Consider the following 12,039-nt stretch of genomic DNA (forward strand, 5'->3'; position numbering starts at 1 on the left):
TGAGAGGTGCACCCCCGATCAGAGCGCTCATCTGAGCGCATCATGTATCAGAGGTGGCGAGAATCACTTCGCGTCCACCCCGGTTTCACCCGCCCGAAGTGTCGAGTTCCGCCTCCGCGCCGACGGTTGCACAGTCGTACGGGTCGTCCAACCATCCGTCCGGAAGCACCACGCGATTACGTCCGGAAGTACGACCCCGGGGGCCGTCGGCACCGGCGGGCCAGGGCTGGTCCAGGTCGAGCTCGCTCAAAAGAGCGTCCAGTTCGTCCAGGGATGAGGCGATTGCCAGCTTCTTCCGGAGCTCCGAACCGACCGCGAAGCCCTTCGTGTACCAGGCCACGTGCTTGCGGAAGTCGATGACGCCGCGCTCCTCGTCCTCCAGCCACTCCGCGAGCAGCTGCGCGTGGCGCACCATCACCCGGGCCACCTCCCGCAGCGTGGGCCGCGCGCTGTCCCCCGTACCGCCCGTCTCGAAGGAGCCCGTCTCGAAGGCGGCGACCAGGTCGGCGAACAGCCACGGCCGGCCCAGGCAGCCGCGCCCGACGACCACGCCGTCGCAGCCGGTCTCGCGCACCATCCGCACGGCGTCCTCCGCCGACCAGATGTCGCCGTTGCCCAGCACCGGGATCTCCGGCACGGCCTCCTTCAGCCGGGCGATCGCCTCCCAGTCGGCGGTGCCGCCGTAGTGCTGGGCGGCGGTGCGCCCGTGCAGGGCGATGGCGGTGACGCCCTCCTCGACGGCGATGCGGCCCGCATCCAGGTAGGTGATGTGGTCGTCGTCGATGCCCTTGCGCATCTTCATGGTCACCGGCAGGGCTCCGGCGTTGCCCACGGCCTCCCGCAGGATCGAGCGCAGCAGATTGCGCTTGTACGGCAGGGCCGAGCCGCCGCCCTTGCGGGTGACCTTGGGGACGGGGCAGCCGAAGTTGAGGTCGATGTGGTCGGCGAGGTCCTCGTCCACGATCATGCGGACGGCCTTGCCGACGGTGACCGGGTCCACGCCGTAGAGCTGGATCGAACGGGGCTTCTCGGTGTCGTCGAAGTGGATCAGCCGCATCGTCTTGGCGTCCCGCTCGACGAGCGCGCGGGTGGTGATCATCTCGCTGACGAAGAGCCCCTTGCCTCCGGAGAACTCACGGCAGAGGGTGCGGAAGGGCGCGTTGGTGATCCCCGCCATGGGGGCCAGGACCACCGGCGGCTGCACCGAGTGCGGACCGATCTGGAGCGTCATGGAGGGAGCTTCCTCGAAGTGGTGCGGACGGTCGGGCTGACCGTTAATTGTCCCTCATTCGGCGCAGACCCCCCGTGGGTCGTCCTCCCCGGCCTCCTCGGCGAGCGCCAGGGCGTGCAGGCGCCGCAGCCCCTCCCGGCTGTCCTCGTCGGCGGGCGTGAAGGCGATCAGCCGGGTGCCGGGGGTGGGGCCGGTCCACAGACTGGTGTGGTTCAGCCGCAGCAGGCCCACCCGGGCGTGCTGCAGGATCGCCGGCCGCTGGTCGTCGACGGGCATGATCTCGTGCCGCGCCCACAGCTCGCCGAATTCGGGCGAGGCCTCCAGCAGCCGCCGCAGCAGGCACTTCCAGGCCGGCTCGGCGATGTGCTCGGCCATGGCGGCGCGGAACTTGGCGGCCATGGCCCGCCGCGCCTCCGCCCCGTTGAGCGCGGAGGCGCGCCAGACGGGATCGGTGAAGTGCAGCCACAGGCAGTTGCGGTTCTCGGGCGGCATGGCGTCGAGGTCGTTCATCAGCCTGCCGTAGCAGCGGTTGTGGGCCAGGATGTCGTAGCGCGCGTTCTGCACGGAGGCGGGCAGCGGCTCCAGCTGCTCCAGCATCTCGCGCAGAGCCGGGGTGATGCCGGCGCTGTCCGTGCCGGGCTGCGGGTCGACGGCGTTGGCCAGGGCGAAGAGGTGGCCGCGCTCGCCGCGGTCGAGCATCAGCGCGCGGGCGAGGGCGTCGAGCACCTGGCTGGAGACCTGGATGTCCCGGGCCTGCTCCAGCCACGTGTACCAGGTGACGCCGACGGCGGCGAGCTGGGCCACCTCCTCCCGGCGCAGCCCCGGCGTACGGCGGCGCGGGCCGCGCGGCAGCCCCACCTGCTCGGGCGTGATGCGCTCCCTGCGGGAGCGCAGGAAGGCCGCCAGCTCCCGGCGGCGTACGTCGTCCGCCGTAGGAACGGTTACGGCGGAGGGCTCGAACGTCATCGTCGTCATGACCCCAGGGTGCGGTCCGGAACAGGCTGTTTCCAGGTACTGCAGGTACCAGGATAAGAACAATCTGGTACCAGGCTCCGGCCACTGCCATCGTCGTATCCGTGAGTGAACCCCGGATATCGCCGACAGCCCCCGTCACCGTCCCCTCCCCCTCGTCCCCCTCCCCCGCGCCCGCCGCGTCCCCGCCGCAGGCGGGCACGGCCGACACCGTCCTCACCCCGCTGGGCCTGGCGACCGTCCTGCTCGGAGCCGCCCTGCCGTTCCTGGACTTCTTCATCGTCAACGTCGCGCTGCCGACGATCGACCACGACCTGCACGCCGGCCCGGCGCTGCTGGAGATGGTGGTCGGTGGCTACGGCATCGCCTACGCGGTGCTGCTCGTGCTCGGCGGGCGGCTCGGCGACATGGTGGGCCGGCGGCGGCTGTTCGGCTGGGGCACGGCGGCCTTCGGCGTGACCTCCGTGGCCTGCGGCCTGGCGCCGGACGCCTGGACGCTGGTGGCCGCCCGGGTCGCCCAGGGCGCGGCGGCGGCGCTGATGCTGCCGCAGGTCCTGGCCACCATCCAGGCCACCACCAGCGGCCAGCGGCGCACCCGCGCGATGAGCCTGTACAGCGGCACGGCCGGTGTGGTCAGCGCGGTCGGGCAGGTGCTCGGCGGCGTCCTGGTCTCCGTCGACGTGGCCGGCACCGGCTGGCGCTCGATCTTCCTGATCAACGCCCCGATCGCCGCCGTGGCCCTGCTGCTGACGGCGCGGGCCGTCCCGGAGACCCGCTCGCAGCGGCCCACCGGCGTCGACGGCTGGGGCACGCTCCTGCTGTCGGTGACGCTCGTCGCGCTGCTGGTGCCGCTGACCGAGGGCCGCGCGGCGGGCTGGCCGCTGTGGTCCTGGCTGCTGCTGGCCCTCTTCCCGGTGGCCGCCGTGGCGTTCGTCGTGGTGGAGGTCCGCCAGGAGCGGGCGGGGCGCACCCCGCTGGTGCCGCCGTCCCTGCTGCGGGTGCACGCGGTGCGCAGCGGGCTGACGCTGATCACCCCCTTCTCCATCGGGTGGGGCGGCTTCATGTTCGTCCTCGCCGTGGCCCTGCAGGAGGGCCTGCGGCTGGGGCCGCTGGCGGCGGGGCTGGCGCTGGTGCCGATGTGCGTGACGTTCCTGGCCGGCTCCCTGGCCGGGCCGCGGCTGGCCGCGCGGTACGGCAGGGGCCTGGCGACGGGCGGCGCGCTGCTGCAGGGCGCCGGCCTGCTGATCGTGGCCGCGACCTTCTGGTACGGCTGGGACGGGCTCGGCCCCCTCGGCCTCGCACCGGGGCTGGCCGTGCAGGGCCTGGGCCAGGGGCTGCTGATGCCGCTGACGATGCGGCTCGTGCTCAGCGAGGTGCCGGTGGACCGGGCGGGTGTCGGCAGCGGCGTGCTGGTCACCACGCAGCAGGCGTTCATGGCGCTGGGCGTGGCGACGATGGGCTCGCTGTTCCTGTCGCTGACGCCGTCGAACGGCATGCGGCAGGCGCTGGCGATCACCCTGGGCGTCCAGCTGGTGCTGGTGGTCGTCTCGGTGCTGCTGACGCTGCGCCTGCCGAAGTCGGTGCGCTGACCGGCCGATGCATGGACTGACAGGTATTGAAATCTGTCAGTCCATGCGCGATGCTGTACGTGGCCCGCTCCCCTGCCCACCCGAAGGAGCCCTCCCGTGCTGCACCGCACCCTCGGCACCACCGGCCCCCAGGTCTCCGCCCTCGGCCTCGGCTGCATGGGCATGTCCGCCCTCTACGGCGACGCCGACCGCACCGAGTCGATCGCCACCATCCACGCGGCCCTCGACGCCGGCATCACCCTGCTGGACACCGGCGACTTCTACGCCATGGGCCACAACGAGCTGCTGATCGGCGAAGCCCTGCGCACCGCCCCCGCCCACGCCCGCGAGCAGGCCCTGACCAGCGTGAAGTTCGGCGCCCTGCGCGGCCCGGACGGCGCCTGGCTCGGCTACGACGGCCGCCCGGCCGCGGTGAAGACCTTCGCCGCCTACTCGCTCCAGCGCCTGGGCACCGACCACATCGACGTCTACCGGCTCGCCCGCGTCGACCCCGCCGTGCCGATCGAGGAGACCGTCGGCGCCGTCGCCGAGCTCGTCCAGGCCGGGTACGTGCGCCACATCGGCCTCTCGGAAGCCGGCGCCGACACCGTGCGCCGCGCGGCCGCCGTCGCACCCGTCGCCGACCTGCAGATCGAGTACTCGCTGCTCTCCCGCGACATCGAGCGGCAGATCCTGCCCACCTGCCGCGAGCTCGGCATCGGCATCACCGCCTACGGTGTGCTCTCCCGCGGCCTGATCAGCGGCCACTACTCCCGCGACCGGCAGCTGGCCGCGAACGACTTCCGCAGCATGAGCCCCCGCTTCCAGGGCGAGAACCTCCAGCACAACCTCGACCTCGTCGACGCCCTGCGCAAGGTCGCCGACGAGCGGGGCGCGAGCGTGGCGCAGATCGCCATCGCCTGGGTCCTCTCCCGCGGCACGGACATCGTGCCCCTGATCGGCGCCCGCAGCCGCGAGCGCCTCACCGAGGCGCTGGGCGCGCTGGACGTCACCCTGAGCGAGGCCGACATCGCCGCCGTCGAGGAGGCCGTCCCGCCCGGTGCCGCCGCCGGCTCCCGCTACCCGGAGTCCCAGATGACCTACCTGGACAGCGAGCGGTAGCCCCCGGACACCCCCGGACGGTCGCCCCGCTGCCGGTACGGTCGTAGGACCACCCGCCCCCGGAAGGGACCCGCATCCAGATGCCGCCCGAGACGCTGACCCCCGACCGCATCCTCGAAGCCACGGAGGACGTGCTGCGCCGCTACGGCCCGGCCAAGGCCACCGTGGTCGACGTGGCCCGCGCGCTCGGCGTCAGCCACGGCAGCGTCTACCGCCACTTCGCCAGCAAGGCCGCCCTGCGGGAGGCGGTCACCGACCGCTGGCTCGACCAGTCGCACGCCGAACTGTCCGCCCTCGCCGCCGCGGAGGGCCCGGCCGGGCCCCGCCTGCGCGACTGGCTCGCGGCCCTCTTCGCCGCCAAGCGGCGCAAGGCCGGCGACGACCCGGAGCTGTTCGCGACGTACATGGTGCTGGCCGACGAGAACAGCACCACCGTGGAGCGCCACATACGGACGATGATCGAGCAACTGGAGCAGATCATCGACAGCGGCGTCCGCCGGGGCGAGTTCACCGCCGACGACCCCGCGGCCACGGCCCGCGCCGTCTGGGACGCCAGCGGCCGCTTCCACGACCCGGCGTACGCGGCGCAGTGGTCGGCACCGGACATCGACGACGCCTTCGAGGCCGTGTGCGACCTGGTCGTGAAGGGGTTGCGCGCCCACGGCTAGGGCACGCTGGGCCCTTGGCCACGGCTTGCGCGAACGCCAGAGCGGGCCACTACGGTGTGTATCGACTCGCTCACCGAGCCAGGGGGGCATCATGGCAGTCATGGTGGACATGCCGCGAGAAGCGTTCCAGCCGATAGACGAAGCCGAGCCGAAGACCGAGTTCGAACAGCTCTGCCACGACCTGGAGCAGGCCAACGACGACCTGCCCGTCGGCTATCGCGCAGAAATCATCGGGGGGAACATCGTCATGTCGCCGTGGTCCAAGGGCCGCTATCTGTCGACCCTTCGATCCCTGCTGAAGCAGCTGGAGCCCCATGCCCCTGCCGGCCACGAGGCTTTGCTGTCCCCCAACCTGTACGTCTTCCCTCAGCAGGAACGCGGGTACGGCCCAGACCTGCATGTGGCCGACACCGAAGCCATCGAGGCCGTGGACGGCATCCTGCTCCCCGGCTCGGCGCTGTCCCTGGTGGCCGAGCAGACGTCGCCTTCGACAAGAAAGACGGACCTCACCGACAAGGTGTCCGTCTACGGCAAGGGCGAGGTGCCGGTCTACGTCCTGATCGACATGGCGCAGGGCACTGTCACCGTCTACCACGACCCCACCCCCGAAGAGGGGTACCGGGCCCACACCCAGGTCAAGTTCGGCGACAAGGTGCACATCCCCGCCCCGTTCGACTTCGAGCTCGACACCGAGGGCTGGAAGGCCTGAGCGCCGACAGCGAAGGGCCCGGCCCACCGCAGTGCGGTGGGCCGGGCCCTCGGGCGTTGCCAGTCGCCGGCTCGCGTCAGCGACCTCAGCAGCCCACCAGGCGAGCCGCCAGGTAGCCCTCGATCTGGTCGAGCGAGACGCGCTCCTGCTTCATCGTGTCGCGCTCGCGCACCGTCACCGCGTTGTCCTCGAGCGTGTCGAAGTCCACCGTGACGCAGAACGGCGTACCGATCTCGTCCTGGCGGCGGTAGCGGCGGCCGATGGCGCCGGCGTCGTCGAACTCGATGTTCCAGTTCTGCCGCAGTGCCTGGGCCAGGCCCTTGGCCTTCGGGGAGAGCTCCGGGTTGCGGGACAGCGGCAGGACCGCGACCTTGACCGGGGACAGGCGCGGGTCGAGGCGCAGCACGACGCGCTTCTCCAGCTTGCCCTTGGCGTTGGGGGCCTCGTCCTCGACGTAGGCGTCGAGGAGGAAGGCGAGCATGGTGCGGCCGACACCGGCCGCGGGCTCGATGACGTAGGGGGTCCAGCGCTCGCCGGCCTCCTGGTCGAAGAACGACAGGTCCTGGCCGGAGGCCTTGGAGTGGGCGCCGAGGTCGTAGTCGGTGCGGTTGGCGACGCCCTCGAGCTCGCCCCACTCGTTGCCGCCGAACTGGAAGCGGTACTCGATGTCAGCGGTGCGCTTGGAGTAGTGGGAGAGCTTCTCCTTCGGGTGCTCGTACCACCGCATGTTCTCCTCGCGCAGGCCCAGGCCGGTGTACCAGTTCCAGCGCTGCTGCATCCAGTACTCCTGCCACTGCTCGTCCTCGCCCGGCTTGACGAAGAACTCCATCTCCATCTGCTCGAACTCGCGGGTGCGGAAGATGAAGTTGCCCGGCGTGATCTCGTTGCGGAAGGACTTGCCCATCTGGGCGATGCCGAACGGGGGCTTCTTCCGGGAGGTCTGCTGGACCTGGGCGAAGTTGGTGAAGATGCCCTGCGCGGTCTCGGGGCGCAGGTAGGCGACCGAGCCGCTGTCCTGGGTCGGGCCGAGGTGGGTGGAGAGCAGGCCGGAGAACTGCTTGGGCTCGGTGAACTGGCCCTTGTTGCCGCAGTTCGGGCAGTTGACGTCGGCCAGGCCGTTCTCGGGCAGGCGGCCGTGCTTGGCCTCGTACGCCTCCTCCAGGTGGTCGGCGCGGAAGCGCTTGTGGCAGGAGGTGCACTCGGTCAGCGGGTCGGTGAAGGTGGCGACGTGGCCGGAGGCCACCCACACCTCGGAGGCCAGGATCACCGACGAGTCGATGCCGACGACGTCCTCGCGGGAGGTGACCATGTAGCGCCACCACTGGCGCTTGATGTTCTCCTTGAGCTCGACGCCGAGCGGCCCGTAATCCCAGGCGGCGCGCTGGCCGCCGTAGATCTCACTGCACGGATAGACGAAGCCACGGCGCTTGCTCAGGCTGACGATGGTGTCGATCTTGTCGGCGGCCACGGTGCTCTCTTCATTGCGACGACGAACAGCGAATGATTCAGGTTACCGGCGCTGCACCCCCTCTCATCAAATCGGCTCTGGCCTTGGCTTGACCGCACTCGCGGACTGCCGCGCAGTTGACAATCGTTTCCATCTTTGTTGAAAATGAGTGTCATGAACGTACGCCCGATTCGTCCGGCCCGGAGCCGGCGCCGAATACCCGTCGCCGCCGTCGCCCTCGCCGCGACGCTCGGCCTCGTGACCCTCACCGCCTGCTCCGCCGTCACCGCCGGCGACGGCAAGAAGAACGGGAAACTGCAGGTCATAGCGTCGTTCTATCCCATGGAATTCCTGGCGCAGCAGATCGGCGGCGAGCACGTCGACGTCACGGGGCTGACCAAGCCCGGCGTCGAACCCCACGATCTGGAGCTCACCCCCCGGCAGACCGGCTCCCTCGCCGACGCCGGCGCGATCGTCTACCTCAAGGGACTGCAGCCCGCCGTCGACGCGGCCATCAAGCAGTCCGGAAACAAGCACGTCGCGGACGCCGCCTCCTTCACCCGCCTGGAGAACCACGGCGCCGAGGCCGGCGGTCACGAGGGCGAGGGCGCGGACGAGGGCGCGGACGACCACCACGGCCACCAGGACGGGGCGGGCACCGACCCCCACGTCTGGCTCGACCCCGTCCGCTACGCCCAGGTCGCCAAGGGCGTCGCGAAGACCCTCGGCGAGGCCGACCCCGAGCACCGGGCCGACTACGAGCGGGGCGCCAGCGAGCTGGCGAAGAAGCTCGACACGCTCAACAATGACTTCGCGGCCGGTCTGAAGAACCGCGCCTCCGACACCTTCATCACCACCCACGCCGCATTCGGCTACCTCGCCGAGCGCTACGGGCTGGTCCAGGAGGCCATCAGCGGCGTCGACCCCGAGTCCGAGCCCAGCGCCGCCCGGATGAAGCAGCTGCACGCCCTCGCCGAGGACCACCACGTCAGCACCGTCTTCTTCGAGACCCTCGCCAGCCCCGCCACCGCGAAGACGCTCGCGGGCGACCTGAAGCTGAAGACCGACGTGCTCGACCCGCTGGAGGGCATCACCGACGCCTCCAGGGGCCGTGACTACTTCGGCGTGATGAAGGCCAATCTGGCCGCCCTGCAGAAGGCTTTGGGAACCAAGTGAGCGGACAGGAGACAGCCATGGAGCAGCCCGTCATATCCGTGCGCGGGGCCACGGCATCGCTGGGTTCGCGCCCGGTGCTGCGCGGCGTCGACCTGAGCGTGGGCCGCGGCGAGGTCGTCGCCCTGCTCGGCGCCAACGGTTCCGGCAAGTCCACCGCGGTGCGGGCCATCGTCGGCCAGGTCCCGCTGACCGGCGGCGAGCTGGAGCTCTTCGGCACCCCGCGGCGCCGCTTCCGCCAGTGGGCGCGCGTGGGGTACGTCCCCCAGCGCACCACCGCCGCCGGCGGCGTGCCCGCCACCGTGCGCGAGGTCGTGGCCTCCGGCCGCCTGGCCCGCACCCGGCTCGGGCCGACCCGCAAGGCGGACCGCGAGGCCGTCGTACGGGCCCTGGAGCTGGTCGGCATGGCCGACCGCCTGAGGGACCCGGTGGCCGCGCTCTCCGGCGGCCAGCACCAGCGCGTGCTGATCGCCCGCGCCCTCGTCGGCGAACCCGAGCTGCTGATCATGGACGAGCCGACGGCCGGCGTCGACCTCGCCAGCCAGGAGGTCCTCGCGAGCGCCCTGCGCGAGCAGGTCGCCCGCGGCGCGTCCGTCCTGCTCGTGCTGCACGAGCTCGGCCCGCTGGAGCCGCTCATCGACCGCGCCGTCGTGCTGCGCGACGGCTGCGTCGTCCACGACGGGCCGCCGCCCGAGGCCGTGGGGCAGCATGCGCTGCCCGGCCACGACCACGTACACCCGCACGCCGACCCGGCCGCGGAACCGATCCGGACAGGGCTGCTGAGCTGATGGACATCCTCGAACTCGCCTTCATGCAGCGGGCGCTGCTCGCCGCGCTCCTGGTGGGCATCACCGCCCCCGCCATCGGCATCTACCTCGTCCAGCGCCGCCAGGCGCTGATGGGCGACGGCATCGGCCACGTGGCCCTCACCGGCGTCGGCCTGGGCTTCCTGCTCAACACCAGCCCCGTGTGGATCGCCACGATCGTCTGCATCGTGGGCGCCGTCGTCATGGAGCTCATCCGCTCCTACGGCCGGGCCCGCGGCGACATCGCGCTCGCCATGCTCTTCTACGGCGGCATGGCCGGCGGCGTCATGCTGATGAGCCTGGCCCCCGGCGGCTCCAACGCCAACCTCACCACGTACCTCTTCGGCTCGATCACCACCGTCTCGCCGCAGGACGTCGTGGCCATCTGCCTGCTCGCCGGCTTCGTGATCCTCACCACCGTCGGCCTGCGCAAGCAGCTGTTCGCGATCTGCCAGGACGAGGAGTTCGCCCGCGTCACCGGCCTGCCCGTGCGCCTGCTGAACCTGCTGATCGCCGTCACCGCCGCCGTCACCGTCACCGTCGCCATGCGCGTCGTCGGACTGCTGCTGGTCAGCGCCCTGATGGTGATCCCCGTCGCCGCCTCCCAGCAGATCGCCCGCAGCTTCGCGGCGACCTTCTCGATGTCGGTGGCCATCGGCGTCCTGGTGACCCTCTCCGGCACCGTGACCTCGTACTACGTGGACGTGCCCTCCGGCGCGACGATCGTGCTCCTGGCCATCAGCCTGTTCGTCCTGCTGACCGTCCTGGCCACCCCCCTCGCCCGCCGCCGCGCCACGGCGACGGAGGCCGCGGAACGCTGCACGGCGGTCACGGACGACGTCAAGGTCTGATCGCCTGGCACAATTGGCCTGCACCCCGTGCGACGAGTGTTCAGGCGAGCTTGAGGAGGCAACTGTGGCGACCGCCGGACCCCCGGTACGCGGCCGGGCCACCAAGCAGCGGGCCGCGGTCGCGGCAGCGCTCGACGAGGTGGACGAGTTCCGCAGCGCGCAGGAGCTCCACGACATGCTCAAGCACCGCGGCGCCTCCGTGGGCCTGACCACGGTCTACCGCACCCTGCAGTCCCTCGCGGACGCCGGCGAGGTCGACGTCCTGCGCACCAGCGAAGGCGAAGCCGTCTACCGCCGCTGCTCCAGCGGTCACCACCACCACCTGGTCTGCCGCCTGTGCGGCAAGGCCGTGGAGGTCGAGGGCCCGGCCGTCGAGAAGTGGGCGGACTCCATCGCCGAGGAACACGGCTTCGTGGACGTCGCCCACACGATCGAAATCTTCGGCACCTGCGGCGACTGCGCGGCGAAGCGGTAGCAGACGCCCTGCAGCGAACGACGGGGGCGCCTCCGGAGGATTCTGGAGGCGCCCCCGTCCCCATTCACCTACGCGTCGACAGCACCGTCGGGGCCGGCAACAGCGGGACCGGCATCAGAGTCAGCGCGAACACCACCTGCACACCGATCTGGATCCACAGGATGAGCGGGGTCCCCGCAAACAGCAGAGGCCACACGGGCAGCAGCAGCATCCCCGCCATGAGGGCCCGGAACTCCTGGTGCTCCATCTTCCTGCGCGTCACACCGGCGACGAGGGCGATGAGGACCGACGGGATCCCGATGAGCACCAGCATGCCGATCGCGGTGCCGCAGTAGGACAGCATCGACTCCCCGAACGAGGCGTGCTCGAACGAGTCGGACCCTGCCTTGAGCGTCCGCGGGCCGGTCACCGCAATGGCCAACCAGCCGACCATGAACACGGCGAGGTAGGCCAGGACGCAACGGCCCAACCTCAAACCGACCTTCGACGGTTGGCGGTAGCCGACTTCAGCAGCCATCACTGACACCCCCTGTCATCAGCCCGGCGTCATACCAACGACCTGTGATCGGTTGTCCGTGGGACATCTGTCAGGGACGGAAACATCGGCACGGGCATGATGACGAAGGCGAAGAGAAGCTGAACCACCGTCTGGACACCAAGGTAGATCGCATGATCGGCGAACAACAGCAGCCATTCGGGAAGCAGCACCAGAGCGGCCATGAGCGCGCGGAAGCTTCCGGGCTCCATTGTCCGCCGGAGCGCTCCTGCGAAAACGGCGATGACGATCGTCGGTAGCCCGATGATCAGCAGCATGCCCGGGATCTGATCGAGGTTCTTCAGCAGCGACTCCCAGAAAGGAAGCGTTGCGAAGGAATCGGATTCGGGATCCGCAGCCCGCGGCCCCACCGCGGCGATGAACGCCCAGCCCACAACGAAGGCAAGGAGGTACTGCAGGACACAGGCCGTGACCCGCCGGATGCCGCCCGACGGCCTTTTTCCCGGATGCGCAGTGCTCAA

At 70.8% G+C, this 12,039-nt stretch carries 13 protein-coding genes; 8 read left to right on the top strand and 5 right to left on the bottom strand.

Going from position 1 to position 12,039, the window contains the following annotated elements; genetic code table 11:
• Positions 1 to 85 precede the first annotated feature (85 nt).
• Both dusB and ABD361_RS11530 read right to left on the bottom strand, forming a co-directional pair.
• Positions 86 to 1,231 carry a tRNA dihydrouridine synthase DusB gene (gene dusB / locus ABD361_RS11525; RefSeq protein WP_344434888.1) on the bottom strand — a complete coding sequence of 382 codons (1,146 nt, stop codon included), beginning with the start codon at positions 1,229 to 1,231 and terminating at the stop codon, positions 86 to 88.
• Positions 1,232 to 1,285: 54 nt separating this feature from the next.
• The gene (locus ABD361_RS11530; protein ID WP_344434889.1) at positions 1,286 to 2,206 is read right to left on the bottom strand and encodes a helix-turn-helix transcriptional regulator; all 921 of its coding nucleotides are present in this window, start codon (positions 2,204 to 2,206) and stop codon (positions 1,286 to 1,288) included.
• Between the two features lie 101 nt (positions 2,207 to 2,307).
• Between ABD361_RS11530 and ABD361_RS11535 the strand changes: the two genes are divergently transcribed.
• The 4 genes from ABD361_RS11535 to ABD361_RS11550 all read left to right on the top strand — a co-directional run bounded on the left by ABD361_RS11535 (position 2,308) and on the right by ABD361_RS11550 (position 6,270).
• Positions 2,308 to 3,792 (top strand): MFS transporter, encoded by a 1,485-nt coding sequence (locus ABD361_RS11535; protein WP_344434890.1) that lies wholly within the window; start codon positions 2,308 to 2,310, stop codon positions 3,790 to 3,792.
• Positions 3,793 to 3,888: 96 nt separating this feature from the next.
• Entirely contained in the window at positions 3,889 to 4,893 is a 1,005-nt protein-coding gene (locus tag ABD361_RS11540) for an aldo/keto reductase (protein WP_344434891.1), read from the top strand.
• An 80-nt stretch (positions 4,894 to 4,973) separates the two neighbouring features.
• The gene (locus tag ABD361_RS11545) at positions 4,974 to 5,561 is read left to right on the top strand and encodes a TetR/AcrR family transcriptional regulator (protein ID WP_344434892.1); all 588 of its coding nucleotides are present in this window, start codon (positions 4,974 to 4,976) and stop codon (positions 5,559 to 5,561) included.
• Positions 5,562 to 5,652: 91 nt separating this feature from the next.
• Entirely contained in the window at positions 5,653 to 6,270 is a 618-nt protein-coding gene (locus tag ABD361_RS11550; RefSeq protein ID WP_344434894.1) for a Uma2 family endonuclease, read from the top strand.
• Positions 6,271 to 6,355: 85 nt separating this feature from the next.
• Here the strand turns inward: ABD361_RS11550 and ABD361_RS11555 are convergent, their stop codons facing one another.
• Entirely contained in the window at positions 6,356 to 7,738 is a 1,383-nt protein-coding gene (locus tag ABD361_RS11555; protein ID WP_344434895.1) for a glycine--tRNA ligase, read from the bottom strand.
• A gap of 153 nt (positions 7,739 to 7,891) precedes the next feature.
• Between ABD361_RS11555 and ABD361_RS11560 the strand changes: the two genes are divergently transcribed.
• From ABD361_RS11560 to ABD361_RS11575, 4 genes are all read left to right on the top strand, one after another.
• Complete coding sequence (locus ABD361_RS11560) at positions 7,892 to 8,893, top strand: metal ABC transporter substrate-binding protein (protein ID WP_344434896.1); 1,002 nt, start codon at positions 7,892 to 7,894, stop codon at positions 8,891 to 8,893.
• A gap of 17 nt (positions 8,894 to 8,910) precedes the next feature.
• Positions 8,911 to 9,678, top strand: coding sequence for a metal ABC transporter ATP-binding protein (locus tag ABD361_RS11565; protein WP_344434897.1), 768 nt, complete (start codon positions 8,911 to 8,913; stop codon positions 9,676 to 9,678).
• Positions 9,678 to 10,547 (top strand): metal ABC transporter permease, encoded by an 870-nt coding sequence (locus ABD361_RS11570; protein ID WP_344434898.1) that lies wholly within the window; start codon positions 9,678 to 9,680, stop codon positions 10,545 to 10,547. The genes ABD361_RS11565 and ABD361_RS11570 overlap by 1 nt, the downstream gene beginning before the upstream one ends.
• 64 nt (positions 10,548 to 10,611) lie before the next feature.
• The gene (locus tag ABD361_RS11575; protein ID WP_344434899.1) at positions 10,612 to 11,022 is read left to right on the top strand and encodes a Fur family transcriptional regulator; all 411 of its coding nucleotides are present in this window, start codon (positions 10,612 to 10,614) and stop codon (positions 11,020 to 11,022) included.
• A 64-nt stretch (positions 11,023 to 11,086) separates the two neighbouring features.
• Here the strand turns inward: ABD361_RS11575 and ABD361_RS11580 are convergent, their stop codons facing one another.
• Both ABD361_RS11580 and ABD361_RS11585 read right to left on the bottom strand, forming a co-directional pair.
• The gene (locus ABD361_RS11580) at positions 11,087 to 11,539 is read right to left on the bottom strand and encodes a hypothetical protein (protein ID WP_344434900.1); all 453 of its coding nucleotides are present in this window, start codon (positions 11,537 to 11,539) and stop codon (positions 11,087 to 11,089) included.
• Positions 11,540 to 11,568: 29 nt separating this feature from the next.
• Positions 11,569 to 12,039: a hypothetical protein gene (locus ABD361_RS11585; protein ID WP_344434901.1), complete on the bottom strand. Its 471-nt coding sequence runs from the start codon at positions 12,037 to 12,039 to the stop codon at positions 11,569 to 11,571.

The sequence above is a fragment of the Streptomyces luteosporeus genome (assembly GCF_039532865.1).
Classification (GTDB): domain Bacteria; phylum Actinomycetota; class Actinomycetes; order Streptomycetales; family Streptomycetaceae; genus Streptomyces; species Streptomyces luteosporeus.